This is a genomic window from Rhodococcus sp. BP-349, assembly GCF_019835845.1.
GTDB lineage: Bacteria > Actinomycetota > Actinomycetes > Mycobacteriales > Mycobacteriaceae > Rhodococcoides.
The window spans coordinates 910,451-937,400 of the sequence record NZ_JABUDR010000003.1 but is presented as its reverse complement, the minus strand read 5'-3'; the positions used below and the strand labels follow the sequence as shown (position 1 = coordinate 937,400).

Sequence of the window (26,950 nt, the reverse complement as noted above, 5' to 3'; positions counted from 1 at the left end):
ATCTTCTCGAGGTCGGATGCTCAGACGACGCCCAGTGTCGTGAGCGGTCCATGCTTCCAACGCTCGCGGCCGCCCAGAACTTCCACCTCGAGAACGACGGCGGCACCCACCACGATCGCTCCGCACCGCGTCAACAGTTCGGCGGCGGCCTCCAGTGTGCCGCCGGTAGCGAGCACGTCGTCGACGACGAGTACGCGGCGCCCCTCGAGCGCGATGCCCTCGGCGGAGATCTCGAGCTCCGCCGTGCCGTACTCGAGTTCGTACGACTGCCGGTGCACCGGCGGGGGCAACTTCCCCGCCTTGCGGACGGCGATCACGCCGGTGTTCAACGCCAGCGCGACGCCGGCACCGAGCAGGAAGCCGCGCGCGTCGATACCGGCCACGACGTCGGCGTCACGGCCCGCCTCGGCGAGCGAGTCCACCACGGTGCGCAGCCCCTCCGCGTCGGCGAACACGGGCGTGAGGTCGGCGAAGCGCACGCCCGGCGTGGGGAAGTCGTCGGCCCAGCGCGTCAACCGGGCGACGACGTCCGATCCACCGGGTGCGCTCGTGGTGGGGCTGCTCGATCCGGGTGTACTCATCCGACGAGTATCCACTTGTCCATGTTCCAGCCCGCACCCGCGACCGTCGGGTTCGTCTCCACACCGCGCATTCCGGCCGCCACCGCGGTGACGCGTGGAGCGTTGTAGAGCGGCAGGGTGGGCATGTCGGTCCACAGGATGTTCTCGGCCTCGACGGCCGCCGAAAGCACGGTGGCGTCGGACTGATCGACGGCCAGGCGATCGATCAGCTCGTCGAGACGCCCGTTGGCGTAGCCGCCGACGTTGACGCCCTGGCCGCCGCGCAGGGCGAAGCGGCCGGGATCGGCGGAGGACGTGCCGGACGCACCCGCCTGTCCAGCGGTGGAGGCCAGGACGGCATCGACCTCCCCGGCGCGCAGAGCGAGCGGCGTGAAGGTCGGCGACGACGCGTCCACGATCTCGATACCCAGGGGTGCGCAGGACGACGCGATGGCGGCGACGACGGCCGCACGGCGCTCGTCGGGCCCGAGGTAGCCCACGCGGACGACGGGGTCGGTGAGACCTGCCTCGGCGAGACCCGCGGTCACCCCGGCGACGTCCGCGGTGCGGTACCGCTCCGCCGCGGTGGCCGCCACCGAGCGGTAGGGCAGGGTCGACGGGAGGGTCGTCCGGCTGTCGACGATGCCGGACCCACGGCCGGTCTCCGCCTCGTATTCGGGGTGGCCGTGCTGTGCGTACAGCTCGCCGCGGGGAACGCACGCAGCGAAGGCGCGGCGTGCGGCCGGATCGACGAAGACACCGGACGTGGCCATGATCAACTGCTCGACGCCGAAGGACGGCTGAGCCGTCGACGTGAAGCCGTCGGGAGTCGCCGTGCCGCCGTCGGCGTCGACGACCTCGATGTCACCCGATGCCGCCTTGGCCGCGATGTCGGCGCCCTTGGGCCACACGACGACACGATCCGTGGCGGCGGGAACACCCCACCACCGTTCGTTGGGAACGAGCGCGAGACCGTTCGCGACCGAGTACGACTCGATGCGGAAGGGCCCGGACGACACGAAGACCGCCGGGTCGACGGTTCCGACGTCCTCCCCCTCCGCCGGGGTGAGGTTCCATCCGGTGTTCCAGACGTCCGCGACACGGCGCAGTGCGTCCTGGTCGCCGCCCGCGAGGGTGCTCACCACGTCGGGCACGCCGGCGATACGGGCCGCGACGTGTGCGGGCATCATCGTCCCGGCGCCGAAGAGGGACTGCCACTCGACGTACCCGCGTCCCGAGCGGAACGTCACCGTGGCGACCTTGTCCGAGGGAGCGCAGTCGATGCGCTCGATGTCGGTGTAGCCGGCGGTGGACGCGGCGTCGAAGAGCGGCGCTCCGTCCGTGGCGGTGCGACCGCTGCGTGCCGCCCACGCCAGCACGAGGTCGTCACAGGTCATCGGCACACCGTCGGACCACATCGCGGGCTCGGCGAGCGTGTAGGTGACCACCTGCTGCTCGCCGGGTACCTCCACGGCCGTCCCGATGTCGGTGTCGCTCACGGCGCCGCCGCTCGGAGCGGTGAGTGCGAACCCGGGCAGAACTCGCGAGAAGGCCTGCGGCGCAGCCGAGACCGATCCGGCGGTGGTTCCGCCGTTGTACGTCGTGACGGTGTTGTCGACGGCATAGCCGATGGACGGGATGCGGGTGTCCTCGTCGCCGCACGCCACGAGTGTCGTGGCCGCGACCGCTGCGAGAGCCGCCGCTGCTACGCCTGTCCTGACCCCTGACGACGCGCGCATGTCAGCTCCTCCGCTTGCCGCGCTTACCCGTCGGTCGCGCGCCTGCGCGAGGCGCTGCGGCCGCAGTGGGTGCGGTCCGGGCCGGAGCATCCGTGGCCGTGGCCGTGACGGTCGCGGTGGCCGTGGCGCCGGCCGGAACCGCGCTCTCGGCGCGCGGACGCGTGGTGCCCTCACGCTTCGCGAGCACCTTCTTCGTGTGCGCGGCGACCGGACCCCACCGTTCCTTCAGCGTGACCACCAACGGCGTCGCGAAGAAGATCGACGAGTAGGCACCGATGACGATGCCGACGAGCTGGACCAGCGCGAGGTCCTTCAGCGTTCCCACACCCAGCAACCAGACCGCGATGACGATGAGGGCGATGACGGGGAGCACGCTGATGACGGTGGTGTTGATGGAGCGCATCAGTGTCTGGTTCACCGCGAGGTTGGCCTGCTCGGCATAGGTTCGCCTGTTGAGGTGCAGGATGCCGCGGGTGTTCTCCTCGACCTTGTCGAACACCACCACGGAGTCGTACAGCGAGAAACCCAGAATGGTCAGCAGTCCGATGACGGTCGCGGGGGTGACCTCGAACCCGACCAGCGAGTAGACACCCGCGGTGACGAGGATGTCGAAGAACAGGGCCGCGATACCGGCGAGCGCCATGTCCCGCTCGTACCGGACGGCGATGTAGATGCTCACGATCACCAGGAACACCACGAGCGCGATCAGCGCCTTGTCGGTGATCTGGGAACCCCAGGTCTCGCTGACATCGGTGAAGGAGACGGCGTCACGCGTGGTCTCGCCCTCCGCGTTGGCGGGCTGGAACGCGTCGAACAGGGCCGTCTGCAGCGCGGACGCCTGACCCTGGTCCAGCGCCTCGGAACGGATCTGCACGGTGGCGCCGGACCCGGTGCCCACCGTCTGCACGGCGACGGCGTCCTGACCGAGGGCCTCGGTGTAGATCTCCTCGACCTGCGCGGTGTCGACGCCCTGCGGAGCCGGGAACTGCACGCGCGTGCCGCCCTCGAAGTCGATGCCGAGCGTGAAGCCGCGGACGGCGATCGACAGCAGCGACACGAGCACGAAGGCCGCAGTGACGCCGTACCAGAGGCGACGGCGTCCGATGATGTCGAACGCTCCGGTGCCCGTGTACAGCCGCGACAGCAGTCCGCGTCCCGCCTCGGCCGCGTCGGGAACGGTGTCCTCGGTGGTGGTGGTCGTCTCGGCCATGGGTCAGGCCTCCTTGCTCGGGCCGGCTGCCGCGGTAGCAGCATCGCGGGTGGTCTTGGCGGCGGCGCGTTTGCGTGCGCGAGCGATCTCCTGGACCGCACCGAGACCGTTGATCGACGGCTTGGACCAGAACTCGGACCGCGAGGCGAGGTTGACCAGTGGCCACGTCACGAGAATCACGATGACGATGTCCAGCAGGGTCGACAGGCCGAGCGTGAACGCGAAGCCGCGCACCTGACCGACGGCGAGCACGTACAGCACCGCGGCCGCGATGAAGCTCACCGCGTTGCCGGACAGGATGGTGCGCCGCGCCCTGGCCCAACCACGTGGAACCGCCGAGCGGAAGCTGCGGCCCTCGCGTATCTCGTCCTTGATGCGCTCGAAGAACACCACGAACGAGTCCGCCGTCATACCGATACCGATGATCAGACCGGCGATCCCGGCGAGATCGAGCGTGAAGGAGATCCATCGACCGAGCAGTACGAGGATGCCGTAGATGGCGACCAGCGACAGCACCAGCGACAGCGCCGTGAGGATGCCGAGCATGCGGTAGTAGAGGAGGCAGTAGATCAGGACGAACACGAGGCCGATGGCGCCGGCGATGAGGCCTGCCTCGAGCGACGCGAGTCCCAGCGTCGCCGACACGGTCTCCGCCTCGGAGGCGGCGAACGACAACGGCAGCGATCCGTACTTCAGCGTGTTGGCGAGCTCGCGGGCACTGTCGGCGGTGAAATTGCCGGTGATCTGTGTGGCGCTGCCCGCGGGGGTCGCGCCCTGGATGACCGGTGCGCTGACGACCTTGGAGTCGAGCGTGAACGCGGCCTGCTTGCCGATGTTCGCCGACGTGAACTGAGCCCAGGTGTCGCTACCCTCGGTGGTGAAGCTCAGGGAGACGACGTTGCGGGACTGCTGGGTGTCGAACTGCGAGCTGGCATCGGCGATCTGCTGTCCGTCGATGATCGACGGCTCGAGCACGTAGACGGCGGTGCCGTCCGTGGAGCAGGCGACGAGCGGAAGGGCCGGATCGTCGTTGCCCTGCAGGGGGTCGGGAGCGGAGCAGTCGATCGTGGCCATGGCTCGTTGCTGCACGGTCGGGTCGGTGCTCTGTCGCTGCGCCTTCGCCTCGGCGATGGCATCTGCGGTCTCGTCCGCCGACGACGCGGGCGGGGCGGCACCGGGCTCGGAGGCGGAGGTGTCCGACGGCGCGGGTGTCTCGGACGGAGCAGATGTCTCCGACGGGGCAGATGTGTCGGACGGAGCGGGGGTGTCCGTGGGGTCCTGCGCCGGGAAGGGGCGGTTCTGCGGCGCCGGTGTCGCCGGAGCCGTGGTGGCCGCAGGGTCGGCAGCCGCGGGGTCGGCTGCCGCGGGGTCGGCAGCCGCGGGGTCGGCAGCCGCGGGGTCGGCAGCGGGATCGGTCGCCGCGGGAGCGGGAGTGCCCGCCGGAGTCGGGGCCTGGGACGTCAGCACCGGGCGGATGTACAGCCGGGCCGTCTGACCGAGTGTGCGTGCCTGCGAGCTGTCGTCGCCGGGAACCGTGATGACCAGGTTCTGACCGTCGACGACCACCTCGGAGCCGGAGACACCGAGACCGTTGACGCGGGTCTCGATGATCTGCTGCGCCTGACGCAGGCTCTCCTGGCTCGGGGCGCTGCCGTCGGGCGTGCGCGCGGTGAGCGTGACGCGTGTTCCACCCTGCAGGTCGATGCCCAGCTTGGGAGTCGGGGACTTGTCACCGGTGAAAAAGACCAGGACGTACACGAGGGCGATGAAGACGCCGAACACGGCGAGATACCGCACCGGATACGAGGATCCGCTGGATGGGGCCACGGTGAGTGCTTCTCCTGAGTGAGACGGACCGGCTGGAGGAGACGGACCTGCTGCTGGTCGGACGGGGGTGGATCACGGCGGCGGCGGGCGTCACGGACGGCCGGAGCCTGACCGACCGTACCCTCTCCACAACGACGCACCGCCCCCGAGGACGACCTCGGGGGCGGTGTATCCGCTTTGTCTCACTCCTTGGTGAGCCGTGCCTGCGATCGGCCGTCGTCCGCGCCGCCGAGGCCGTTCTCCAGGCTGTCGACGCGCGATCCAGCGTCGCTGTGGTCCTCGAAGTCGCTGGTCGGACCGGCGTTCTCCGCACCCGACTCGTCCAGCTCGTCCTCGTCGGGCAGCACGTCGCGCACGACGGCACGCGACCAGGTGGTGATGATGCCGGGAGCGATCTCCAGGTCGACGGTGGTCTCGGTGAGTCCGTCGACGAGACCGTGCAGCCCGGACGTGGTCAGGACGCGATCGCCGATGGACAGCGCTTCCTGCAGCTCGACCGTCTTGGCCACCTCACGCTTCTGACGGCGGATGCCGAGAAACATGGGCACGAGCAGGGCGAGAACGAGAAGCGGAAACAGCAGTTCCATCAGAAACGTCAATCCTTAGATCTTGGGACTCGGAACCTTCAGTGTGCCACGTTCGGTCGGACGATCGGGCGTGTCGACCGCCCGAAACGCCGCGATCGTCCGGATCTGGCGACTCAGGTCTCGTCGAAGAGCGTGCGTTGCGGTTCGTTCGTCCGCACCGAGATGCCGCCGACCGCGAGATCCGGCGGCGGTGTGAGACCCATCCGCTCCCACGCGGCGGCCGTCGCGACGCGACCGCGCGGCGTCCGCGCGATCATGCCCGCACGGACGAGGTAGGGCTCGCACACCTCTTCCACGGTGGCCGGTTCCTCCCCGACCGCGACCGCGAGCGTCGAGACACCCACGGGTCCGCCGCCGAAGCTGCGGACGAGTGCCCCGAGCACGGCTCGGTCGAGGCGATCGAGACCGAGCTCGTCCACGTCGTAGACCTCGAGCGCCGCACGGGCGACCTCGAGCGTCACGCGGCCGTCGGCACGCACCTCGGCGTAGTCCCGCACCCGGCGCAACAGGCGGTTGGCGATACGGGGTGTGCCGCGCGATCGTCCCGCGATCTCCGCGGCAGCATCCGCCTCGATGCGCACTCCGAGGATTCCCGCAGACCGCGTCAGGATGCGCTGCAGTTCACGGGGGTCGTAGAAGTCCATGTGCGCGGTGAAGCCGAAGCGGTCGCGCAGCGGGCCGGTGAGGGCGCCGGACCGGGTGGTGGCACCGACGAGCGTGAACGGTGCGACATCGAGGGGGATGGAGGTGGCGCCCGGCCCCTTGCCGACGACCACGTCGACGCGGAAGTCCTCCATCGCCAGGTACAACATCTCCTCGGCCGGCCGGGCGATGCGATGGATCTCGTCGATGAACAACACGTCACCCTCGACGAGGTTGCTCAGCATCGCCGCGAGGTCTCCCGCTCGTTCGAGAGCCGGCCCGGACGTCAGGCGCAGAGCCGAGTTCAGCTCCCCCGCGATGATCATCGCCATGCTGGTCTTGCCGAGTCCGGGCGGGCCGGACAGCAGTATGTGGTCCGGTGTGCCGCCGCGTTGCGTGGCGCCCTGCAGAACGAGCTGCAGTTGCTCCCGCACGCGGGGCTGACCGATGAAGTCGTCGAGCGACTTCGGCCGCAGACTCGCATCGAGATCGCCGTCGTCCGGCACCATCTCGGCGGTGACCAGGGACTCGTCCGTGCCGTCCGGGTCCGTCACCGCGACCTGCCCAGGCTCACCAGGGCCGAGCGCAGAGCCTGTGCCGTCCCGATGGCGGGATCGTCGGCCAGCACGGCATCGACGGCGGGCTCGGCCTGCTTGGCCGGGAACCCGAGGCCGAGGAGTGCCTCGACCACCTGATCACGCACGGGACTCGACGAGTGACCGGGCGCCGCGGCACCGGCGGGACCGGACACCACCGCGTCCACCTTGTCGCGCAGTTCGACCACGAGACGCTCGGCGCCGCGCTTGCCGATACCCGGTACCCGCATCAGGGCCGTGACGTTGCCGTCGGTCAGCGCGGTGCGCAGCGCATCGGGTTCGAGCACCGCCAGTACGGCCATGGCCAGCCGGGGACCGACGCCGGACACCGTCTGGAGCAGACCGAAGAGATCGCGCGACGTGGCGTCCGCGAAGCCGTACAGCGTCATGGAGTCCTCGCGCACGATCATCGAGATGACCAGTCGCGCCTCGGTTCCGCGAGAGAGACCGGCCAGGGTCGCCGGCGTCGCGTTGACGCGATACCCGATGCCTGCCGCTTCCACCACCGCGTGGTCGAGGGCGATCTCGAGCACCTCGCCCCGTACCGAGCTGATCATCGCGGCTGCGCTCCCGTCCTCGCGGCGGCCCGTACGGCCGCGCGCTGCTGCTTCAGTTTCTTCTCGTACGCGGCCTTCGCCGCGGCTGCCTGCGCCTCGGCGGCGGCCATCCGCGCCATCATGGGTGCCCGCCAGCAGTGACAGATCGCCAGGGCGAGAGCATCGGCGGCGTCGGCGGGGCGAGGAGCCTGCTGCATGCCGAGGATGCGGGTCACCATCGCCGTCACCTGAGCCTTGTCCGCGGTGCCGTTCCCTGTCACCGCGGCCTTGACCTCGGACGGAGTGTGGAAGGCGACCGGAATGCCGCGCCGGGCGGCGGCGAGGGCGATCACTCCCCCGGCCTGCGCGGTGCCCATCGCGGTGCGCACGTTGTTCTGGGAGAACACCCGCTCGACGGCCACCACCGTCGGCCGGTGGGTGTCCAGCCAGTACTCGGCGGACTCGGCGATCAGGAGGAGTCGCTGCGCGAGCTCCATGTCGGCCGGTGTCCGCACCACGTCGACATCGAGCGCCGTGACCGCTCTGCCTGCCCCGGACTCGACCAGACTCAGTCCACACCGGGTCAGCCCGGGGTCGACTCCCATGACACGCAACGTCCACTCCCTCACCGGATTCGGCCGCTCCGGACCTTCGAACACCTAGAACTGTTGTTCGATACCTTAGCGGCGAGCCGGTGACGAGCGTGGGCGGCGCGCTGGTGTCAGTCCTCGTCGAGCTGCGCGAGCACCTCGTCGGACAGATCGACGTTCGACCACACGTTCTGCACGTCGTCGCTGTCCTCGAGGGCGTCGATCAGCTTGAACACCTTGCGCGCTCCGTCGACGTCGACGGGCACGCTGACCGACGGCTGGAAGCTGGCCTCGGCGGAGTCGTAGTCGATGCCCGCCTCCTGCAGCGCGGTGCGCACGGCCACCAGGTCGGTCGGCTCGGAGACCACCTCGAAGGTGTCGCCGTTGTCGTTGACCTCCTCGGCGCCCGCGTCGAGCACAGCCATCAGGACGTCGTCCTCGGACTGACCGTTCTTCTCGAGCGTGACGACGCCCTTGCGGGAGAACAGGTACGACACGGAACCCGGGTCGGCCATGTTGCCGCCGTTGCGGGTCATCGCGACACGGACCTCGCCTGCCGCGCGGTTGCGGTTGTCGGTGAGGCACTCGATGAGGACGGCGACACCGTTGGGCCCGTAGCCCTCGTACATGATGGTCTGCCAGTCGGCTCCGCCCGCTTCTTCACCGGCGCCGCGCTTGCGTGCGCGCTCGATGTTGTCGTTGGGGACCGAGGTCTTCTTCGCCTTCTGGATGGCGTCGTACAACGTGGGGTTACCGACGGGGTCACCACCACCCGTGCGCGCGGCGACCTCGATGTTCTTCACCAATTTGGCGAAGGACTTCGATCGGCGGGCGTCGACGACAGCCTTCTTGTGCTTCGTGGTCGCCCATTTGGAGTGGCCGCTCATCGGCAATAGCCCCTTTCGTACCGGCAGAGAACGTGCCCAGCTTACGCGGGCGTGGACAGGGTTCTTCGCTCCCGCACCATGTCGGCGAACAGGGCGTGGACCCGGCGGTCCCCCGTGACCTCGGGATGGAACGACGTCGCGAGCACGTCGCCCTGCCGTACGGCGACGACGCGGCCCACCGCGGGACCCTCCGGGACGGTGGCCAGTACCTCGACTCCGTCGCCGACCCGCTCGACCCACGGTGCCCGGATGAACACCGCGCGCATCGGCTCGCCGCCCACCCGGGCGACGTCGAGGTCTGTCTCGAAGGAGTCGACCTGACGCCCGAACGCGTTGCGTCGCACCGTGATGTCGAGGCCGTTCAGGTGCACGGCATCCGGTGTGGTGTCGAGGATGTCCGAGGCCAGCAGGATCATTCCGGCGCAGGACCCGTAGGCGGGCATGCCGGCGGCGAGGCGCTCGCGGAGCGGATCGAGGAGGTCGAAGATCCGCAGCAGCTTCCCCATCGTGGTCGACTCGCCGCCCGGCAACACCAGACCGTCGACGGCGGCGAGCTCCTCGGGACGGCGCACCGTCACCGCGCTCGCACCGGCGGCGGTGAGCGCCTCGAGATGCTCCCGCACGTCACCCTGCAGAGCGAGCACTCCGATGGTCGGAGCGATCACCGCGACGTCTCGAGGCCCGGCGTGTGCTGCGCCGAGCGGTCGTAGCGCATCAGACCCTCCTGCGTGACGGCCGCGACCATCCGACCCTGACGGTCGTAGATCCGCCCCTGGGTCAACGCGCGGCCGAGGCCGGCGGAAGGCGACGTCTGGTCGTACAGCAACCACTCGTCCGCACGGAACGGGCGCAGGAACCACAACGCGTGATCGAGCGACGCGGTCTGCGTGGCGACGTCCTCGTGCGGGACCTTCGCCGAACCCAGCAGCGTCATGTCAGACATGTACGCCAGAGCGCACACGTGGAAGACCTGGTCGTCCGGCAGCGGGTCGCGGTAACGGATCCAGACCTGTTGCTGCGCAGCAAGACTGGAGCTTCGAGTGATGCGGTCCTGCGGGACGAGCCGCACGTCCCACCTGTTCCACTCCTTGTAGAACATCTTCTGCCGCAACGCCTCGTCCTCGGCGACGTCGGGAAGGTCCTCCGGACCCACCACTGCCGGCATCCGGTCCTGATGCTCGATGCCCTCGTCCTCCACGTGGAACGACGCCGACATCGTGAAGATCGCCTTGCCGTCCTGGATGCCCGTGACCCGACGCGTGGCGAACGACCGACCGTCGCGGATGCGGTCGACCGTGAAGACGGTGGGCTCGTTCGGGTTTCCGGGGCGCAGGAAGTATCCGTGCAGCGAGTGCACGCGGAACGCTGGATCCACCGTCTTCGCCGCGGACACCAACGACTGCCCGGCGACCTGGCCGCCGAACGTGCGCTGCAGCTGACTCGGGACGGAACTCCCGCGATAGATGTCGTTCTCGATGCGCTCGAGCTCGAGGATCTCTTCGATTCCGGCCATGATCACCCTTTCCGGTCGGGACAGACGGGACCTGCCCCGCGAGTACGGCAGAAGTGTCGCAGAATCGGGCCCCGGAACGACACTTCGGCCGTACTCGCGGGGGGCGGAGGCGGCGCGTCGGGCAGGATCGAGGCCGTGCCCCGCTTCTCCCCCACCACTCCCGACGCGGTGGTGGACCACGTCGTGGACCGCATCGACGCCGTCGACGGACGATGTGTCGTGGCAGTGGACGGTGCGGACGCCGCCGATCCGGTGGCCTTCGCGCAGCGCGTCGTCGCCCGGCTCCGCGCGAACGGCCGCGCCGCCGATCTCGTCTCCCTGCACGACTGGGTGCGGCCCGCGTCGCTGCGACTCGAGTACGGGCACGAGGACGAACTCTCCTACCGCACCCTGTGGTTCGACTACGACGCACTGACGCGCGAGGTGGTCACGGCGGTGCACACGCGCGATCAGTGGCTTCCCGCGCTGTGGGACGAGCGGGCCGATCGCTCCGCTCGCGCTCGGCCGCGATCGGCGGCGCAGAATCAGGTGGTGGTCGTCGCGGGCCCCATGCTGCTCGGGCGTGGCCTCGATCTCGACGTCACGGTGGCGCTGACGCTCACCGAGCGCACCGCGTCGCGCCTCACCCCGGAGGACGAGCGCTGGACGGTGCCTGCCCTGACGGCGCACGCGGAGCACGGCGAACGGGCGGACGTCGAGGTGCGGATGGACCACCCCGACCGCCCGGCCCTGCTCGTCGAGCGCTGACCACCCCCGCAGACCGGAGGTGGCGTCAGATCACCAGCCGCGCTCGGCGAGGCGGTGCGGCTGCGGGATCTCGTCGACGTTGATGCCGACCATGGCCTCGCCCAGGCCGCGGGAGACCTTGGCCAGCACGTCCGGGTCGTCGAAGAAGGTGGTCGCCTTGACGATGGCGGCCGCACGCTGTTCGGGGTTGCCGGACTTGAAGATGCCGGAGCCGACGAAGACACCCTCGGCGCCGAGCTGCATCATCATCGCGGCGTCCGCCGGAGTGGCGATGCCGCCGGCGGTGAACAGAGTGACGGGGAGCTTGCCGTTGCGGGCGACCTCGACGACCAGATCGTAGGGAGCCTGCAGCTCCTTGGCGGCGACGTACAACTCGTCCTCGGGTAGCGACGTCAGGTGGCGGATCTGGTCACGCAGGGTGCGCATGTGCGTGGTCGCGTTGGACACGTCGCCGGTGCCGGCCTCGCCCTTCGAGCGGATCATGGCCGCGCCCTCGGTGATCCGGCGCAGCGCCTCGCCGAGGTTGGTCGCACCGCAGACGAAGGGGACCGTGAACTTCCACTTGTCGATGTGGTTCGCGTAGTCGGCGGGGGTCAACACCTCGGACTCGTCGACGTAGTCGACGCCGAGGCTCTGCAGGATCTGAGCCTCGACGAAGTGGCCGATGCGCGCCTTCGCCATGACGGGGATGCTGACCGAGGAGATGATGCTGTCGATCATGTCGGGATCACTCATCCGCGAGACGCCGCCCTGTGCGCGGATGTCCGCGGGCACCCGCTCGAGGGCCATGACGGCGACGGCGCCGGACTGCTCGGCGATCTTCGCCTGCTCGGCGGTGACCACGTCCATGATGACGCCACCCTTGAGCATCTCTGCCATGCCGCGCTTGACGCGGGCGGTTCCGGTGGACGGCGTGGCGTCCTGCTCGGACGGGAGGGTGGTGGTCACGGTGGTCTCCTCAGGCATGCGGGAATGGGTGCACCGCGAGCCTAGGCTCGGCTGGACCTCGTCGCGATAACCACTTCGACCACACTGGCCCGCTATGGCCGCCATCACACCAGGTCAGTGAATGGCGCGCACGTCCGGATCGGTCCGCAGAGCCAGCACCGTGTCCGCCTCGTCGAGCAGTTCCGCCATCGCGCGCGGATAGACTGCGTCGCCCGAGGCGGCCAACGACCGGATCTCGTCCGCAGTGCACCAGCGGTGTCCGGTGACGACGCGTCGCTCGAGCTCGGTGAAACCTGTGCGCACCGGTTCGAACGCCTCGGCGCGGAGCGCGAAGAACAGCTCCTCCGACCGGATCACGACGCCGTCGAAGGAGAACGTCGCGGTCCGACGCCACATGGGCCCGCGCAGGTCCTCCGCCGAGGCGACCATGCCGGTCTCCTCTCGAAGTTCTCGAACGGCGGCGTCGCGCAGCGTCTCCCCCACCTCCACGCCCCCGCCGATGGTGAACCAGAAGTGCACGTCGGGCACCGACGGATCGTGACCCCGCAGGAGCAGCACGCGGCCGCGCCCGTCGAGCAGCACGACGCGCGCCGAGGTCCGGGTCGACGCTCCGTCGACCTCCTCGAGCGTCGCCTCGCGCTCGGTGAGCTCGAAATAGGTGGGCATCGGAGCCGTCCCGCCGAGACGGAGCAGACGCACGGGTCGCCGCGATCGCAGTGCGACGGTGTCGCGGACCGCGTCGTTGTGGAACCGCCGGGCGATCTGCACCCGCGCCTCCGCGTCGGCGAGTTCGGAGATCATCTGCGGGTTCAGCCGGGCGAGGTCGATACGGCCCAGCGCGACGGACACCGCGTTCTCGGCGCGCTCCCGGTCGGCGCGCTCTGCTCGTTCCGCGCGATCCGCGAGCGTCGTCAGGGTGCGGCTCTCCACCGATCCCGGCGCGTCCAGGGCGGCGGCGACCGCACGTGTCACCACCGACCGACGGGCCAGGGCGGCCTCGAGCGACTGCCAGGACCGGTCCGAGCGCACGTGCAGCCGGTCGAGACGGTGCGCCGTCGAATACGCCCACAGGCCGAGGAACAGGACCAGCAGTGCCACGACCACGACAGCGGCGGCCACCCAGAACGTCATCAGTCGATCACCTTCACCGTGCGACCGGCCACCGCGACCGCTTCGTACACCCGGACGATCTGCTCCGCGACGACCGGCCAGTCGTAGGACACGGCGGCGCGGCTGGCCTGGCGCACCAGCTCGGCTCGCTCGTCGTCGTTCGACAGCACGCGGATCACCGCGTCCGCCATGGCCTCGGAATCTCCCACCGGGAACAACACGCCGGCCGTGCCGTCCCGCAGCACGCGGCGGAACGCGTCCAGGTTGCTCGCGACCACGGGCGCGCCCGCGGCCATGGCCTCCACCAGCACGATGCCGAAACTCTCGCCGCCGGTGTTCGGGGCGCAGTAGATGTCGGCGCTGCGCAGTGCCGACGCCTTCTCCGCGTCCGTCGTCTGGCCGAGAAAGCGGAAGTGCTTCGCCAGATCGCCGGCCTCTCGGCACAGCTTCTGCTCGTCGCCGCGGCCCACGACCAGCACCTCGATGTCCGGGAACACCGCGGCGATGGGCCGGAGCGCGGCCAGCAGGGTCTGCATGCCCTTGCGGGGCTCGTCGTAGCGGCCGATGAACACCAGCGTCCGGCCCGGCCGGGGATACCCGGGCAGCAGGGGCGCCGTCGCGAACGCGGGGACGTGGACCCCGTTGGGGATCTCCACCGCATCGGACCCCAGAGCCTCCACCTGCCACCGTCGCGCCAGTTCCGAGACGGCGATGCGCCCGGCGATCTTCTCGTGATAGGGGCGCAGCACACCCTGAAAAGTGCTCAGCAACAACGACTTCGTGGTCGAGGCGTGGAACGTGGCCACGATCGGACCGTCCGCGATCTTCAGCGACAGCATCGACAGACTGGGTGCGTTCGGCTCGTGGATGTGCAGGACCTCGAACTCACCCTTCTCGATCCACGCCCGGATGCGGGTGTAGGTCACCGGACCGAATGCCAGGCGCGCCACCGAGCCGTTGTACGGGAAGCTCAGGGCCTTGCCCGTCGAGACGACGAAGTCGGGCAGCGCCGTCTCGTCGCTCGCCGGTGCCAGGACGCTGACACGGTGACCGCGCTGGATCAGTACCTCGGCCAGTTCCGCGACGTGCGCCTGCACACCACCCGGGACGTCGAACGAGTACGGGCAGACGATGCCGATCTTCACCGGTCGGCCTCACCGGTCATGCGGTCACGCCGGCCCTGCGAGAGGTCGTCCCACCACAGCGGCTGCAGCATGTGCCAGTCGGCCGGATGCGCGGCGATGTTGGCGGCGAAGTGGTCGGCGAGCGACTGGGTGGCCTGCTCGACGCCGGCGGAGACGTCGATCGGGGGCTCGACCGAGAAACCCCAGCCGGTGGGGGTGAACCAGCAGTGCACCGGGAGCAGAGCCGCACCGGTGTCGATCGCGAGGCGCGCGGGTCCGGCCGGCATGCGCGTCGGCTCCCCGAAGAACGTGACGGGCACCCCGTGGCGGGCGAGGTCGCGCTCACCGAGGAGGCACACGACCTTTCCGTCTCGCAGGCGCTCGGAGAGTTGCTCGAACGGCGGGCGTTCGCCGCCGCTCAGCGGGAAGATCTCGAACCCGAGGGACTCGCGGTACGCGACGAAGCGTTGGTAGAGCGACTCCGGCTTCAGTCGTTCGGCCACCGTCGTGAACTGGCCGCGGGTGCGCGTGAGCCAGACGCCCGCCATGTCCCAGTTCCCGCTGTGCGGGAGCGCGAGCACGGCGCCGCGGCCGGACGCCAGCGCCGCGTCCAGATGTTCCTGGCCGACGACGGCGTCGTCGATGGCCGCGGCCTGTGCCGCGAGATCCATGGACGGCAACCGGAACGCCTCGCGCCAGTACCGCGCGTAGGAGCGCACCGACGCCTGCACGACGTCGTCCGGTACCGCGTCCGCGGTGGTGCCCAGCACGCGGGCGAGGTTGCGGCGCAGCTGCTCCGGGCCACCGTTGCGGCGCGCGGCGAGATCGGCGCCGGCGTCGAAGAGTCGAGTCGCGACGCCGTCGGGCAGCGCCCGGACGACCCGCCATCCGGCGATGTATCCCGCGGCGCCGAGCCGCTCCGACAGACTCATCCAGCCGTGCTGTCCGGCTCGATCCGGTTGGCCTTCGGCTGGATCGGGATGATGTCGCGGGCGCCGGCGGAGTTGCGGACGGCCAGAACACGCTGGAACACCGTGACGATGCTCGCGGCGGCCAGGAAGTACGTCGCGACGGGCAGCGCGAATTGCAGCCAGGCGAGATCGGCGAGTTGGCCGATGCCGGTGAGCCCGGATCCGACGAGGACGATCACCAGGCGGTCCGGACGTTCGATGAGCCCACCGTCGGCGGACAGTCCGCTCGCCTCGGCACGGGCCTTGGCGTAGGAGATCACCTGCGACGTCACGAGGCACACGAGCATCGCGACGAAGAGTGGCCGATCGTTCTGGTGGAAGACCGCCCACCACGACAACCCGGCGAAGATGGCGCCGTCGGCCACGCGGTCGCACGTCGCATCGAGCACGGCGCCGTACTTGCTGCCGCCGCCCCGGGCACGTGCCATCGCACCGTCGAGCATGTCGAACATGACGAACAGCCAGATGACCAGCGTGCCGATGAACAGATGGTCCGTGGGGAACAGCGTGATCGCGGCGACGACGCTCGCGACGGTGCCGATGATGGTGACGGAGTCCGGCGTGAGACCCGTGCTGTTGAGGGCGCGGCCCAGTGGCGCGGTGACCTTGGACGCCGATGCCCTACCGAAGATGCTCAGCACGACGGAGTCAGTCCTTCCACGCGGCGGCGAGCAACGCGCGAGTGTCTCGGAGGAGTTGCGGCATGACCTTCGCACCGCCGATGACGGTGATGAAGTTGGCGTCACCGCCCCATCGCGGGACGACGTGCTGGTGCAGGTGCTCGGCGAGCGAACCGCCCGCGGGCGCACCGAGATTGAGCCCGACGTTGAACCCGTGCGGGCGTGAGACACGCTTCATCGTGCGGATCGCGTGCTGCGTGAATCGCATCAGCTCCACACTCTCCTCGTCCGTGAGGTCCTCGAGGTCGGCCACCTTGCGGTACGGCACCACCATCAGGTGACCCGGGTTGTACGGGTAGAGATTCAGCACCGCGTACACGTGCTCTCCGCGCGCGACGATGAGCCCGTCCTCGTCCTCCAGCGTGGGGATCTGGGTGAACGGCTCCGACGCCATCTTGTCGTCGACCTTCGGAGCCGTCGCGATGTAGGACATCCGGTGCGGCGACCAGAGCCGCTGAAGGCGGTCCTCGTCACCCGTCCCGGTGTCCACGATGGCTCCCGCGTCGGCGGTGGCGTCGTCCTCGCTCATGCTCCGTCACTCCCGCCGGGGATGGTGTCGAAGGTGTCCGCCGTCGGGGACTCGTTGCGGCGCTGCGCCACCCAGGAGGCGACCGCCGCGACCGCGTCGTCGACGGGGACACCGTTGATCTGGGTGCCGTCGCGGAAACGGAAGCTCACCGCACCGGCATCCGCGTCGTTCTGCCCGGCCAGCAGCATGAACGGCACCTTCTGCGTGGTGTGGTTGCGGATCTTCTTCTGCATGCGGTCGTCACTGGCGTCGACCTCGGCGCGGATGCCCGCCTTCCGCAGCGCGGCGTTCACACCGAAGAGGTGGTCCGCGTACGCCTCGGCGACGGGGATGCCCACCACCTGCACGGGGGCGAGCCACGCCGGGAAGGCGCCCGCGTAGTGCTCGGTCAGCACACCGAAGAAGCGTTCGATGGAACCGAACAGTGCGCGGTGGATCATGACCGGGCGCGTCTTCACACCGTCGCTGCCGGTGTACTCGAGGCCGAAACGATCGGGCAGGTTGAAGTCGAGCTGAATGGTCGACATCTGCCACGTCCGGCCGAGCGCGTCCTTCGCCTGCACCGAGATCTTGGGTCCGTAGAACGCGGCGCCGCCCGGATCGGGAACGAGGTGCAGCCCGGACGCGGTGGCCACCTCGGCGAGGGTGGCCGTCGCTTCCTCCCACACCTCGTCGGAGCCGACGGACTTGTCGGGGTTACGGGTGGAGAGCTCGAGATAGAAGTCGTCGAGGCCGTAGTCCTTCAAGAGTCCGAGCACGAAGTTCAGCGTGTTCGTGAGCTCCTCGTGCATCTGCTCGCGAGTGCAGTAGATATGAGCGTCGTCCTGCGTCATACCGCGCACACGGGTCAGGCCGTGGATGACGCCCGACTTCTCGTAGCGGTAGACCGACCCGAACTCGAAGAGCCGCAACGGAAGTTCGCGGTACGAGCGGCCGCGGGAGTCGAAGATCAGGTTGTGCATCGGGCAGTTCATCGGCTTCAGGTAGTAGTCCTGGCCGGGCTTGCGCACCGTGCCGTCCTCGGCCAGCTCCGCGTCGAGATGCATAGCCGGGAACATGCCGTCCTTGTACCAGTCGAGGTGACCGGAGACCTCGTACAGCGTGCTCTTGGTGATGTGCGGTGAGTAGACGAACTCGTAGCCCTGCTCGACATGGCGCTGGCGCGAGTAGTCCTCGAGCTCCTTGCGGACGATGCCGCCCTTCGGATGGAACACCGGCAGGCCGGATCCCAACTCGTCGGGGAAGCTGAACAGGTCGAGCTCCGACCCCAGCTTGCGGTGATCGCGACGCTCGGCCTCCGCGAGGAGCTCGAGGTACGCGTCGAGCGCCTCCTGCGACTCCCAGGCGGTGCCGTACACGCGCTGTAGATCGGCCTTCGACTGATCGCCGCGCCAGTACGCGGCCGAGCTGCGGGTGAGCTTGAACGCCGGGATGTACTTGGTGGTGGGCACGTGCGGTCCGCGGCACAGATCGCCCCACTCGCGATCGCCGGTCCGCGGGTTCAGGTTGTCGTAGGCGGTGAGCTCTCCCCCGCCCACCTCCATGACCTCGGGATCGTCGACCGAGCCCTTGTCGTCGACGAGTTCGAGCTTGTACGGCTCGTCGGCCAGCTCGGCCTTGGCGGCGTCGAGGGAGTCGTAGACGCGCCGCGAGAACCGCTGACCACTCTTGATGATCTGCTTCATCTTCTTCTCGAGCTTGGTCAGGTCCTCCGGCGTGAACGGGTTCTCCACGTCGAAGTCGTAGTAGAAGCCGTTCTCGATGGGCGGGCCGATGCCCAGCTTCGCGTTCGGGAACATCTCCTGGACCGCCTGGGCCAGCACGTGCGCGGCCGAGTGGCGGATGACGCTGCGGCCGTCCTCGCTGTCGGCGCGCACGGGCTCGACCTCGGTGTCCGCCTCGGGCGCCCACGACAGGTCGCGAAGTCGACCCTCCTCGTCCCGGACCACCACGATGGCGTCCGGCCCCTTGTTGGGAAGGCCGGTGTCGCGCAGCGCCGTTCCGGCGGTCGTCCCTGCGGCCACGCTGATGCGAGGTGCGAGGACAGCGGAATCGGGCATGCTCACGGTGTTGCGCTCCTACGGACGTGGGTCGGTGCCGCCCGGGTGGGGCGGCGGCGACAGGGGTGGGTCGGGTGTCGTGCACAGCGTATCGGCATCGGGGACGCGGCAGACACCTCGCCCGAGCGCCTGGCGCGTCAGAGAAGGGCCGACCACCGTCGGGCTCTGTCCTCGGGGGTGCGGCGCGGGCAGCTGACACACATGTCGACCCCGGCCTCGAAGACCAGACAGCACGATCCACGACGGACGACGCGGCGCGAGTGCACATCCGGCGCACTCTCGGTCGCCGGTGTGACGATCGCGTCCGCCGTCACGTCCACGAAACGCGGTTCGGGGAACCGATGCGTCCGAGCCTGCGACGTGAGGAGCCGCGCCACCGCGGTGGCGTCGGCCACGCGTCCGAGTGCGGAGGCCACGTCGAGCACCCGGTTGGCCACGGAGTCCGAGGCGATCGCCCACAGGCTCGGTGCGGACAGCCCCGGCACGCGCTGTGCGAGCCCCCGGACCAGGCGCTCGACCAGGTCCGCCATGGCTGTGTCCGCCGACGTCGACACCGTGGGCGACGTCAGTGCGGCAACGGTCCCGGTGTCGCCGATCGCCACCACCGCATCGGGATCCGACGGGTCGACGCAGTGCCCGGTGACGAGCATCTGAGCGCCGAGGACCAGTGCGAGCGTCGAGCTGGAGCCGTACCACCACAGCGTCGCGCACGTGGTGTCCGAGACGTCGGGCCACCGCGCGGCGGACCGAGCCAGTGCGACGTCCAGCAGCGCTGGATCGGGGATGTCCCACCCGTCTCCGGTCGGGACCACCATGAGGTTCGCCGTCCACGGCAGCGCCCGCGCGGTGCGCGTGACGACGTCCGCGGCGGTCAGAGTGGGCTCTGCAGCCACGCCCAGTCCAGGCCCACCCAGCCGGCGACCAGCTCGAGGGCGCCGAGCAGCCACAGCGTGGCGAGCACGACCACGGTGGTCAACAGTGCGCCGAGTCCCTTGACGACGATGTTCTGCCGACCGAACCACTCCATGAACGTGTCGTACCGGGCCCGCACCCAGTGCAGGACGGTCTTGGCCCACGCGAACTCCGAGGCGAGGATGCCGAGACCGGCGAACACGATGAGCCAACCGGGACCGGGATACGGGATGGCGACGATGCCGAGGGCGAGGACGACGGTTCCCACCGCGGCCACCGCGATGCGGTAGGCACGATCCACGGTCGGGCGGGAGGCGATGCCGTCACGCCACTCGCGGTACCGGCTGCGCTCCTCGCGTCCGCGGGTGCCGCCTCGGCGCGATCCGGAGTCCGTCACCGCGGACGGGTCGGCAGTCGCTGCTCGCTCTGCGGGGGCGACCCTGTCTGCGGGGGCCTTGTCGGTACTCACCAGGTCACCATACCCAGGAGCACCGACCTCGGAACGGCGAAAGGCCACCGCTGCAGCGAGGGCCTGTCGTCTTCTCTGTGGTCCCGGCTGGGATCGAACCAGCGACCTTCCCGGTGTGAACGGGACGCTCTTCCACTGAGCCACGGGACCGGGCCGCGTGCGAGCACGCCGTCCGAACGAGGGGAAACGTTAACACGTCTCGGAGGGTGCTCCCAACACGGACCCCGACCCGCGCCGGCCACCACTCGGGCCGATCGACCCTGCGGCGGTCGTGACAGGAGTGACGGTAGGGAAACACGGTGTGAACAGCGGATTTGTGACTTCCGGCCGACGTGGGCTAATGTTTCGAACCGCACCACGGAGGCGGAAACGCCACCGAGGAGTGTGCGGACGTGGCGCAGCTGGTAGCGCACAACCTTGCCAAGGTTGGGGTCGCGGGTTCGAATCCCGTCGTCCGCTCGAGGGTATCGAGTCCCCGGTTCTCACGAGCCGGGGTTCTCGTCACCACGGTGGAGTGGCCGAGTGGTGAGGCAACGGCCTGCAAAGCCGTGCACACGGGTTCGATTCCCGTCTCCACCTCGTCACCCGTCACCGGGTCCCGCGCGATTAGCTCAGCGGGAGAGCGCTTCCCTGACACGGAAGAGGTCACTGGTTCAATCCCAGTATCGCGCACCATCACACGAAGCCCCCGTCCTCGGACGGGGGCTTCGTGCATTCCGCCTCATCCCACGCGGTACCGCTCGAACAGCTCGTCGAGGTGCCGCGTCGTCGTCTCGTCATCGACGTAGTCCACGTCGTCGCGCGTCGTCACGTGCACGTGATCGTGGGCGTACTGGATCCACTCGAAATCCGCCACCAGCTGATCGCTGCCGTACGCGCCGGCCTCGTCGACTGCCTTCTGGACCGCCGCCTTGACCCGGTCCACGCGACCCGTGAAGTACTGCACCGTCATCTGTTCACTCATGTCGATCCTCTCGTCGTCGCCACGCTGCGGCGTCGTGACCCTGCGCCGCCGTTCGTCCGTTCCGTCGTCATCCTCCGCCTACCCGGTCGACTGGTGTCGTGAACGACACGTCTCCGATGTCGGGAGTGAGAAGACACAACGGCGATCGCCCGCCGATCACCCGAATCGCCGTGTGCGTCCGGCGCAGGGTGATTGACTTGCCTCATGCCTACCTGGGGTTGGTTCGTCGTGGCTCTCGTGGTCATCGATCTCGCCGTCGTCGTCACCTGGTTCGCGCTGCGACACCGCACCGCCGCCGCACGGACGGAGACCGTCGACCGTCATCCCGTCGACGCCGAGACGCACACCGCCGTGGCCGCTCTGGTGCACGCGCGCAAGCCGGCGCAGGCGATGTCGCTGCTGCGCGATCGCACGGGAATGCCTCTGCGACAGGCGAAGAACGTGGTGGACGCCGTGGAGGCGACGGACCGCCCCCACGCCGCCCACCCTCGATCGGCCTGACGGGTGGCGACACAGCCCACGAGACGCGCCACGCACGCCGACGTGCCGGCCCTCGCCGATCTGGCGGGACGGACCTTCCCCCTGGCGTGTCCACCCGGAACGCTGCAGGAGGACATCGACCACTTCGTGGCGACCGTGCTGTCGGAGTCGGCGTTCCGCACCTACCTCGACGACGACGAGCGCATCGTGCGGGTGGCGCCTCAGGGCACCGCGTTGGTCGGGTACACGATGCTCATCCTGTCGGCGTCGACCGACCCGGACGTCTCGAACGCCCTCACGGCCCCGGACGCCGTGGAGGTGAGCAAGATGTACAGCGACCCCGCGGCCCACGGCACGGGAGTTGCTGCGGCGCTCATGGAGTCGGCCGCCGACGAGGCTCGACTGCTCGGACGCAGCGCGCTGTGGCTGGGAGTGAACCAGCAGAACGCCCGCGCACTGGCGTTCTATCGGCGCAGCGGCTTCCGACAGCTGGGAGAGAAGCGTTTCGCGCTGGGAGCCGTGCTGCACGAGGACTTCGTCATGCAGCGCGACCTCACCTGACGCCGACTCGGACGGTAGCGACTCAGACGGAGGCGAAGCGCGAGAGCGCCAGCAGACGCGACGTCGCGCGCAGGTACTTCTTCCGGTATCCGCCCTGGAGCATCTCCTCGGTGAAGAGCTCGTCGAGCTTCGCACCCGACACGGTGACCGGCGTACCCGCGTCGTACAGGCGGTCGGCCAGCACGACGAGGCGCAGGGCCACGGACTGGTCGGGGGCCGCGTGGACGTTCTCGATGAAGACGGCCGTGACACCGTCGATCAGCTTCCCGTAGCGCGACGGGTGCAGGGTGCTCAGGTGCTTCACCAGCGCATCGAAGTCGTCGAGCGTCGATCCCTCGACGGCTGCCGCGGCGGCCTCGATCTGGTCCGCGCCGATCGGGTCCGGAGCCGGAGGCAGGTCGCGGTGCCGGTAGTCGGGACCGTCGACACGAATGGACTCGAAGATCGAGCCCAGCTTCTTGATCTCACGCAGGAAGTCCTGAGCGGCGAAGCGACCCTCACCCAACTGGCCGGGCAGCGTGTTGGACGTCGCGACGATGGAGACGCCCTTGGCGGCCAACTCGGTGAGCAACCGCGACACCAGCATCGTGTCGCCCGGATCGTCGAGCTCGAACTCGTCGATGCACAGCACGCTGTGACCGGACAGCTCGTCGAGTGCCTTGGTGAACCCCAGTGCTCCGACGACGTGCGTCAGCTCGACGAAGGTGCCGAACGCCTTGGGCTCCGGCGACGCATGGAAGATCGACGCCAACAGGTGGGTCTTGCCGACGCCGAATCCGCCGTCGAGGTACAGACCTGCACCGGAGGCCGGGGTCTTCTTGCCGAACAGTCCGCGCTTGCCGCCGGACCGGATCTTCGCGACCTTGCCGGCGAACTCCTCCGCCTTCTGCACGGCCTCGGCCTGCGTCGGCTCGTTCGGGTCCGGGATGTAGGACGCGAAACTCACATCGTCGAACATCGCCGGCGGCACCATCTGGGCGATCAGTTGGTCGGCGGGCACCACGGGATCGCGGTCGACGAGGCGTTGCGGCATGGGACGAGGTTAACGACGTGGTGTGATGGCTTTTGTGCAGCGTATCGATAATGGGACCTACCTCACAGTGACCGATGACGATCTCACCGATCTCTACGCGTATCCGGCGGAGCTCCACTCCCCCTGGATCCGCGTCAACTTCGTGGCGGGCATCGACGGTGCGGTGTCGCAGGACGGGGTGTCCGGTGGTCTGGGGACCCCCGCCGACAAGGCTGTCTTCGGCGAACTGCGCGCGCTCGCCGACGCCGTCCTGGTGGGATCGGGCACTGTCACGGCCGAGAACTACGGCGGCGTCGAGGTGTCCGACGCGGTGCGCGCCGCGCGCACCGCGCGGGGTCAGAGCGAGGTCCCCCCGATCGTCGTGGTGACCGGCTCGGCGAACGTCGATCCGGAATCGGCGGTCGTCACGGGCGCGGAGGTGCCGCCGATCGTGCTGACCACCTCGCACGCGCCCGAGGACAAGGTGCAGCGGCTGCGCGACGCCGGCATCACGGTCGTCCGCGCCGACGGCGACCTCACCGGCGACGTCGTGGTCATGCTGCTGCAGGATCTCGGCCTGCACCACGTGCTGTGCGAGGGCGGTCCCGGCCTCTTCGGATCGCTGCTCGCAGCAGATGTCGTCGACGAGGTCTGCGTGACCACGTCACCGACCCTCAGCGCCGGATCTGCGGGCCGGATGGCCACGTCCGACGCCGCCGTCGACCGCCCGATGACCCCGGGCCACATCCTGCTCGACGACGACGGAACCATCCTGGTGCGCTGGGTACGTGCGCGCGAGATGGCACGCTGAACGTATGCAGATGTCGAGGTTCGGGTCACGGCTCGCTGCCCTGACGGCCGTCGTCGTGGTCGCCGCAGCATGCGGGGCCGGACCGTCGACGCGTCCGGACGTGGCGATCGAGGGAGGATCGGCCGGATCGGACGGTGGGCCCGCGACGACCGAACCCACCGACGAGGGGCCGCTCCCCCTGGAGGCACCGGTCACCGACCTGAACTGGACCGACTGCACGGCCCGCACCACCGCGGCTCGCGGAGTCACGGCCGCGCCGGGCGTGCTGGTGGACTGCGCGACGTTCCCCGCTCCGATCGACCGCACCGTTGCCTCCGACGGCACGTTCGAACTCTCCGCGGTCCGCGTGCGCACGGCCGCCACGCCGGCGGACGCGGCGCCGCTGGTCTACACGTCCGGCACCGATCGACCGTCGTCCGCGGACATGGCGGCGCTCGCCGCGCAGCCGGACACCGCGCTCCTCGACGCCCACCCGATCGTCGGCGTCGATCGGCGCGGCATCGGCAATTCCGCGCCGTTCGACTGCTATTCGGGTGCCACGTCCACCCGCGACGCGCTGACCGACCTCGGGCAGTACTCACCCGGCACCGACGCCGCGGACAAGCTGGCGACCCTCGCCCGCGACGCGACGATCGCGTGCACCGACTTCCTGCTTCCCGAGGCACTCATCTTCGGGGTCACCAACAGCGCCGACGACCTCGAGGCGCTCCGGGAGGCATGGGGAGTGCGGGCCCTGTCGCTCCTGGGGTCGGGCAACGGCGCCCTCGTCGCGCTCGGGTACGCGGCCGCGTACGGCGACCACGTCGCTCGGGTCGTCCTCGACTCCCCCACCAGTGTCATCACGGACGCCGTCACCACCGCCGAGCAGACCGTGCGCGGCGAGGAGGCCGCCCTGACGGCGTTCGCCACCCGATGCTCGGCCGTCGGATGCTCGCTCGGGGCGGATCCGCGGTCACAGGTGGTGGAGCTGTTCCGCCGCGCCGACGCCGGTGATCTCGCACCGTTGTCCGGTGCCACCGTTCGACAGGCAGTCGTCCACCTGCTGGCGTATCCGTCCACCGCCGACGGCGCCGCGCGGGTGCGCTCCACGTCGGACGTGGTGGCAGGTGCGCTCGCCGGGAACACCACCGCACTCGACGACGCGGTCGACGAGGTGCGTGCCCTGACCGAGACCGACGGTCATTTCGTGAGCCGCTGCACCGACGGCCAGCAGTGGCCCGCGCCCGACCGGGTCCGCGAGCTGCAGACATCGTGGTCCGGCCAGTACCCGGCCTTCGGTGCGACGGCGGCGCTGAACCTCCTCACCTGTTCGGCGTGGCCGGCGACCACCCCGCCGCCCGTCCCCTCCACGCTGGGGCTGCCGGTTCTGGTACTCAGCGGGAACGCCGACGCCGTCACCGGTACGGAGCCACTCCCGGCGGTCACGGGAGCGTTGGGCGCCGCCGGCGCGGCCACCACGACGATCACCTGGGACGGCATCGGACACCCCGTGTCGGTGGGCTCGGGGTGCGGGCGCGCGGCCGTGGCGGCGTACCTCGAAACGGGCGACGTGCCGGACGGCGGTAATGCGTGTCCGGCCTAGTCGCCGGGGTACCGTCTCCGGGTGTCGTTCCGTCATCTCGAACCGCGAACAGGTGAGACCACCGCGCAGGTGATCCGTTTCGCGTTGTGGCCCATCGCCATCCTGACGGTCCTCAACCGCGTGATCGTCAAGGCCGTCAACGGCAACATCACCGACGATTTCCGCCCGGTCTACAACGCCGCGTTGGCATTCCTGAACCGACGCGAGGTCTACACGGCGAACTTCGACTCGGTCGATCCGCACTATCTCTACCCGCCGAGCGGCACGCTGATCATCGCGCCGCTGGCCGTGCTGGACCCCGAGCGCTCGCGCTGGTTGTTCATCGGGGTCAACGCGATCGCCGTCATCGTCGCGCTCTACCTGCTGCTGCGCATGTTCCAGCTCGGCCTGTCGTCGGTGGCCGCACCCGTGGTGCTGCTCGCCGCGTTCTCCACCGAGACCGTCACGAACACACTGATCTTCACCAACATCAACGGCCTGATCCTGCTCGGCGAAGTGCTGTTCATGATGCTGCTCCTGAAGCGGCATCCGTACTGGTCAGGCGCCGCCATCGGCCTGACGATCGCCGTCAAACCGACCCTCGCACCGCTGCTTCTCCTGCCGCTCGTCCGCAAGGAGTGGCGCGTCTTCGTCACCGCCGTCGGTATCCCGGTGGTCCTGACGTTGCTCGCCCTCCCGCTGTCGGTCGACCCGATGGCCTTCGTCTCCCACACGGTCCCGTACCTCCTCGAGACACGGGACTACTTCAACAGCGCGATCGTCGGCAACGGCCTCTACTACGGACTGCCCACCGCATTGATCCTCGTACTCCGGGTCGTCTTCGCGGCCATGGTGCTCGTGTCGCTCTGGCTGTTGTGGAAGTACTACCGCCACGACGAACTGTTCTTCGTGACCACCGCGGGTGGGCTGCTGCTGGTCGCATCGTTCCTGCTCGCGTCGCTCGGCCAGATGTACTACTCGATGATGCTGTTCCCGCTGATCATGTCGGTGGTGCTGCGCAACTCGGTGATGCGCAACTGGCCGGCGTGGCTCGCCGTGTACGGGTTCCTCAGCTACGACAGCTGGCTCGTCGGCCGCTTCCCGGAGTTCGGACGCTCCATCGAGTACCTCCGCACGACGTGGGGTTGGTCGCTGATCATCGTCGTGATCTTCGCCGTGCTCGTCGGTCGCTATCTCACCGCGCGCCGCGAGGGCCGGCTGGACGGCGGCATCGATCCGGCGTTCCTGCTCGACGAGAACACGACCTCACCGAAGCCTGTACCTGCGACGACAGCGGGAACCGCGGCCACGCATTAGCGTGGAG

General features: G+C 69.4%; 28 protein-coding genes and 4 tRNA genes. 9 read left to right on the top strand and 23 right to left on the bottom strand.

The genetic code is table 11. The features are described 5' to 3' along the window. Positions 1 to 20: 20 nt before the first annotated feature. The 11 genes from HQ325_RS20815 to HQ325_RS20765 all read right to left on the bottom strand — a co-directional run bounded on the left by HQ325_RS20815 (position 21) and on the right by HQ325_RS20765 (position 10,687). Positions 21 to 581: an adenine phosphoribosyltransferase gene (locus HQ325_RS20815; protein ID WP_027505231.1), complete on the bottom strand. Its 561-nt coding sequence runs from the start codon at positions 579 to 581 to the stop codon at positions 21 to 23. Then, positions 578 to 2,299, bottom strand: coding sequence for an ABC transporter substrate-binding protein (locus tag HQ325_RS20810; protein ID WP_222632185.1), 1,722 nt, complete (start codon positions 2,297 to 2,299; stop codon positions 578 to 580). Before HQ325_RS20810 ends, HQ325_RS20815 begins: the two co-directional genes overlap by 4 nt. Before the next feature lies 1 nt (position 2,300). Continuing rightward, positions 2,301 to 3,509, bottom strand: coding sequence for a protein translocase subunit SecF (secF, locus tag HQ325_RS20805; RefSeq protein WP_222632182.1), 1,209 nt, complete (start codon positions 3,507 to 3,509; stop codon positions 2,301 to 2,303). A gap of 3 nt (positions 3,510 to 3,512) precedes the next feature. Next, positions 3,513 to 5,336 carry a protein translocase subunit SecD gene (secD, locus tag HQ325_RS20800; protein ID WP_222632180.1) on the bottom strand — a complete coding sequence of 608 codons (1,824 nt, stop codon included), beginning with the start codon at positions 5,334 to 5,336 and terminating at the stop codon, positions 3,513 to 3,515. A 182-nt stretch (positions 5,337 to 5,518) separates the two neighbouring features. Then, on the bottom strand, positions 5,519 to 5,923 hold the full coding sequence (gene yajC / locus HQ325_RS20795) for a preprotein translocase subunit YajC (protein WP_222632178.1): 405 nt from the start codon (positions 5,921 to 5,923) through the stop codon (positions 5,519 to 5,521). Between the two features lie 113 nt (positions 5,924 to 6,036). Then, positions 6,037 to 7,074 (bottom strand): Holliday junction branch migration DNA helicase RuvB, encoded by a 1,038-nt coding sequence (gene ruvB, locus HQ325_RS20790; RefSeq protein WP_056445240.1) that lies wholly within the window; start codon positions 7,072 to 7,074, stop codon positions 6,037 to 6,039. A 41-nt stretch (positions 7,075 to 7,115) separates the two neighbouring features. Further along, the gene (ruvA, locus tag HQ325_RS20785) at positions 7,116 to 7,718 is read right to left on the bottom strand and encodes a Holliday junction branch migration protein RuvA (RefSeq protein WP_222632176.1); all 603 of its coding nucleotides are present in this window, start codon (positions 7,716 to 7,718) and stop codon (positions 7,116 to 7,118) included. Next, positions 7,715 to 8,311: a crossover junction endodeoxyribonuclease RuvC gene (gene ruvC, locus HQ325_RS20780; protein ID WP_027505226.1), complete on the bottom strand. Its 597-nt coding sequence runs from the start codon at positions 8,309 to 8,311 to the stop codon at positions 7,715 to 7,717. Before ruvC ends, ruvA begins: the two co-directional genes overlap by 4 nt. Before the next feature lie 107 nt (positions 8,312 to 8,418). Continuing rightward, on the bottom strand, positions 8,419 to 9,174 hold the full coding sequence (locus HQ325_RS20775) for a YebC/PmpR family DNA-binding transcriptional regulator (RefSeq protein WP_027505225.1): 756 nt from the start codon (positions 9,172 to 9,174) through the stop codon (positions 8,419 to 8,421). Positions 9,175 to 9,215: 41 nt separating this feature from the next. After that, positions 9,216 to 9,839 (bottom strand): pyridoxal 5'-phosphate synthase glutaminase subunit PdxT, encoded by a 624-nt coding sequence (pdxT, locus tag HQ325_RS20770; RefSeq protein WP_222632175.1) that lies wholly within the window; start codon positions 9,837 to 9,839, stop codon positions 9,216 to 9,218. Further along, entirely contained in the window at positions 9,836 to 10,687 is an 852-nt protein-coding gene (locus HQ325_RS20765) for an acyl-CoA thioesterase II (RefSeq protein WP_027505223.1), read from the bottom strand. The genes pdxT and HQ325_RS20765 overlap by 4 nt, the downstream gene beginning before the upstream one ends. A 135-nt stretch (positions 10,688 to 10,822) precedes the next feature. Here HQ325_RS20765 and HQ325_RS20760 point away from each other — a divergent pair, with 135 nt between their 5' ends. Further along, positions 10,823 to 11,434 carry a hypothetical protein gene (locus tag HQ325_RS20760; RefSeq protein WP_222632174.1) on the top strand — a complete coding sequence of 204 codons (612 nt, stop codon included), beginning with the start codon at positions 10,823 to 10,825 and terminating at the stop codon, positions 11,432 to 11,434. Positions 11,435 to 11,464: 30 nt separating this feature from the next. On the opposite strand, the gene pdxS is transcribed toward HQ325_RS20760, so the two are convergent. From pdxS to HQ325_RS20710, 10 genes are all read right to left on the bottom strand, one after another. Then, positions 11,465 to 12,400, bottom strand: a complete 936-nt coding sequence (pdxS, locus tag HQ325_RS20755; RefSeq protein WP_222632173.1) for a pyridoxal 5'-phosphate synthase lyase subunit PdxS — start codon at positions 12,398 to 12,400, stop codon at positions 11,465 to 11,467. Between the two features lie 96 nt (positions 12,401 to 12,496). Continuing rightward, positions 12,497 to 13,513 carry an NUDIX domain-containing protein gene (locus HQ325_RS20750; RefSeq protein WP_222632172.1) on the bottom strand — a complete coding sequence of 339 codons (1,017 nt, stop codon included), beginning with the start codon at positions 13,511 to 13,513 and terminating at the stop codon, positions 12,497 to 12,499. After that, complete coding sequence (locus HQ325_RS20745; RefSeq protein ID WP_222632171.1) at positions 13,513 to 14,637, bottom strand: glycosyltransferase family 4 protein; 1,125 nt, start codon at positions 14,635 to 14,637, stop codon at positions 13,513 to 13,515. The genes HQ325_RS20750 and HQ325_RS20745 overlap by 1 nt, the downstream gene beginning before the upstream one ends. After that, positions 14,634 to 15,548, bottom strand: a complete 915-nt coding sequence (locus HQ325_RS20740) for a phosphatidylinositol mannoside acyltransferase (RefSeq protein ID WP_222632170.1) — start codon at positions 15,546 to 15,548, stop codon at positions 14,634 to 14,636. Before HQ325_RS20740 ends, HQ325_RS20745 begins: the two co-directional genes overlap by 4 nt. Then, complete coding sequence (pgsA, locus tag HQ325_RS20735; protein ID WP_222632168.1) at positions 15,545 to 16,228, bottom strand: phosphatidylinositol phosphate synthase; 684 nt, start codon at positions 16,226 to 16,228, stop codon at positions 15,545 to 15,547. The genes HQ325_RS20740 and pgsA overlap by 4 nt, the downstream gene beginning before the upstream one ends. Before the next feature lie 7 nt (positions 16,229 to 16,235). Next, positions 16,236 to 16,796, bottom strand: coding sequence for an HIT domain-containing protein (locus tag HQ325_RS20730; protein ID WP_027505217.1), 561 nt, complete (start codon positions 16,794 to 16,796; stop codon positions 16,236 to 16,238). Then, positions 16,793 to 18,856: a threonine--tRNA ligase gene (gene thrS, locus HQ325_RS20725; protein WP_222632661.1), complete on the bottom strand. Its 2,064-nt coding sequence runs from the start codon at positions 18,854 to 18,856 to the stop codon at positions 16,793 to 16,795. The genes HQ325_RS20730 and thrS overlap by 4 nt, the downstream gene beginning before the upstream one ends. A gap of 137 nt (positions 18,857 to 18,993) precedes the next feature. Continuing rightward, positions 18,994 to 19,749: a (2Fe-2S)-binding protein gene (locus HQ325_RS22910; protein WP_222632166.1), complete on the bottom strand. Its 756-nt coding sequence runs from the start codon at positions 19,747 to 19,749 to the stop codon at positions 18,994 to 18,996. Further along, positions 19,728 to 20,165 carry a TIGR02611 family protein gene (locus HQ325_RS20715; protein WP_222632660.1) on the bottom strand — a complete coding sequence of 146 codons (438 nt, stop codon included), beginning with the start codon at positions 20,163 to 20,165 and terminating at the stop codon, positions 19,728 to 19,730. The genes HQ325_RS22910 and HQ325_RS20715 overlap by 22 nt, the downstream gene beginning before the upstream one ends. Before the next feature lie 150 nt (positions 20,166 to 20,315). Further along, positions 20,316 to 20,387 (bottom strand) — tRNA-Val (locus tag HQ325_RS20710). Positions 20,388 to 20,623: 236 nt separating this feature from the next. Between HQ325_RS20710 and HQ325_RS20705 the strand changes: the two genes are divergently transcribed. From HQ325_RS20705 to HQ325_RS20695, 3 genes are all read left to right on the top strand, one after another. Then, positions 20,624 to 20,696 (top strand) — tRNA-Gly (locus tag HQ325_RS20705). Between the two features lie 49 nt (positions 20,697 to 20,745). Beyond that, positions 20,746 to 20,816 (top strand) — tRNA-Cys (locus tag HQ325_RS20700). A gap of 21 nt (positions 20,817 to 20,837) precedes the next feature. Continuing rightward, a tRNA-Val gene (locus HQ325_RS20695) sits at positions 20,838 to 20,912 on the top strand. Positions 20,913 to 20,958: 46 nt separating this feature from the next. On the opposite strand, the gene HQ325_RS20690 is transcribed toward HQ325_RS20695, so the two are convergent. Beyond that, the gene (locus HQ325_RS20690; protein WP_222632164.1) at positions 20,959 to 21,201 is read right to left on the bottom strand and encodes a hypothetical protein; all 243 of its coding nucleotides are present in this window, start codon (positions 21,199 to 21,201) and stop codon (positions 20,959 to 20,961) included. 204 nt (positions 21,202 to 21,405) lie between these two features. On the opposite strand from HQ325_RS20690, the gene HQ325_RS20685 reads away from it, so the two are divergent. After that, a complete protein-coding gene (locus tag HQ325_RS20685; RefSeq protein WP_162246766.1) occupies positions 21,406 to 21,702 on the top strand; it encodes a hypothetical protein in 297 nt (98 codons plus the stop codon). Between the two features lie 42 nt (positions 21,703 to 21,744). After that, positions 21,745 to 22,242, top strand: coding sequence for a GNAT family N-acetyltransferase (locus HQ325_RS20680; RefSeq protein ID WP_308014622.1), 498 nt, complete (start codon positions 21,745 to 21,747; stop codon positions 22,240 to 22,242). Positions 22,243 to 22,264: 22 nt separating this feature from the next. On the opposite strand, the gene zapE is transcribed toward HQ325_RS20680, so the two are convergent. Further along, a complete protein-coding gene (gene zapE, locus HQ325_RS20675) occupies positions 22,265 to 23,275 on the bottom strand; it encodes a cell division protein ZapE (protein ID WP_222632160.1) in 1,011 nt (336 codons plus the stop codon). 34 nt (positions 23,276 to 23,309) lie between these two features. Here zapE and HQ325_RS20670 point away from each other — a divergent pair, with 34 nt between their 5' ends. The 3 genes from HQ325_RS20670 to HQ325_RS20660 are packed head-to-tail and all read left to right on the top strand — an operon-like array spanning position 23,310 to position 26,943. Further along, entirely contained in the window at positions 23,310 to 24,065 is a 756-nt protein-coding gene (locus tag HQ325_RS20670; protein WP_374107246.1) for a pyrimidine reductase family protein, read from the top strand. A gap of 4 nt (positions 24,066 to 24,069) precedes the next feature. Further along, positions 24,070 to 25,647: an alpha/beta hydrolase gene (locus HQ325_RS20665; protein ID WP_261778577.1), complete on the top strand. Its 1,578-nt coding sequence runs from the start codon at positions 24,070 to 24,072 to the stop codon at positions 25,645 to 25,647. A gap of 21 nt (positions 25,648 to 25,668) precedes the next feature. Next, complete coding sequence (locus tag HQ325_RS20660) at positions 25,669 to 26,943, top strand: glycosyltransferase family 87 protein (RefSeq protein ID WP_222632156.1); 1,275 nt, start codon at positions 25,669 to 25,671, stop codon at positions 26,941 to 26,943. Positions 26,944 to 26,950: the final 7 nt, after the last annotated feature.

What these genes read in the sequence shown, in the direction of transcription:
- zapE (WP_222632160.1), bottom strand. Translation starts at nt 23,275, where the DNA reads ATGCCGCAACGCCTCGTCGACCGCGATCCCGTGGTGCCCGCCGACCAA.
- HQ325_RS20690 (WP_222632164.1), bottom strand. Translation starts at nt 21,201, where the DNA reads ATGAGTGAACAGATGACGGTGCAGTACTTCACGGGTCGCGTGGACCGG.
- secF (WP_222632182.1), bottom strand. Translation starts at nt 3,509, where the DNA reads ATGGCCGAGACGACCACCACCACCGAGGACACCGTTCCCGACGCGGCC.
- HQ325_RS20810 (WP_222632185.1), bottom strand. Translation starts at nt 2,299, where the DNA reads ATGCGCGCGTCGTCAGGGGTCAGGACAGGCGTAGCAGCGGCGGCTCTC.
- HQ325_RS20815 (WP_027505231.1), bottom strand. Translation starts at nt 581, where the DNA reads ATGAGTACACCCGGATCGAGCAGCCCCACCACGAGCGCACCCGGTGGA.
- yajC (WP_222632178.1), bottom strand. Translation starts at nt 5,923, where the DNA reads ATGGAACTGCTGTTTCCGCTTCTCGTTCTCGCCCTGCTCGTGCCCATG.
- HQ325_RS20685 (WP_162246766.1), top strand. Translation starts at nt 21,406, where the DNA reads ATGCCTACCTGGGGTTGGTTCGTCGTGGCTCTCGTGGTCATCGATCTC.
- thrS (WP_222632661.1), bottom strand. Translation starts at nt 18,856, where the DNA reads ATGCCCGATTCCGCTGTCCTCGCACCTCGCATCAGCGTGGCCGCAGGG.
- HQ325_RS20730 (WP_027505217.1), bottom strand. Translation starts at nt 16,796, where the DNA reads ATGAGCGAGGACGACGCCACCGCCGACGCGGGAGCCATCGTGGACACC.
- ruvB (WP_056445240.1), bottom strand. Translation starts at nt 7,074, where the DNA reads ATGGTGCCGGACGACGGCGATCTCGATGCGAGTCTGCGGCCGAAGTCG.
- HQ325_RS20750 (WP_222632172.1), bottom strand. Translation starts at nt 13,513, where the DNA reads ATGACGTTCTGGGTGGCCGCCGCTGTCGTGGTCGTGGCACTGCTGGTC.
- HQ325_RS20765 (WP_027505223.1), bottom strand. Translation starts at nt 10,687, where the DNA reads ATGGCCGGAATCGAAGAGATCCTCGAGCTCGAGCGCATCGAGAACGAC.
- pdxS (WP_222632173.1), bottom strand. Translation starts at nt 12,400, where the DNA reads ATGCCTGAGGAGACCACCGTGACCACCACCCTCCCGTCCGAGCAGGAC.
- HQ325_RS20665 (WP_261778577.1), top strand. Translation starts at nt 24,070, where the DNA reads ATGCAGATGTCGAGGTTCGGGTCACGGCTCGCTGCCCTGACGGCCGTC.
- ruvA (WP_222632176.1), bottom strand. Translation starts at nt 7,718, where the DNA reads ATGATCAGCTCGGTACGGGGCGAGGTGCTCGAGATCGCCCTCGACCAC.
- HQ325_RS20775 (WP_027505225.1), bottom strand. Translation starts at nt 9,174, where the DNA reads ATGAGCGGCCACTCCAAATGGGCGACCACGAAGCACAAGAAGGCTGTC.
- HQ325_RS20740 (WP_222632170.1), bottom strand. Translation starts at nt 15,548, where the DNA reads ATGAGTCTGTCGGAGCGGCTCGGCGCCGCGGGATACATCGCCGGATGG.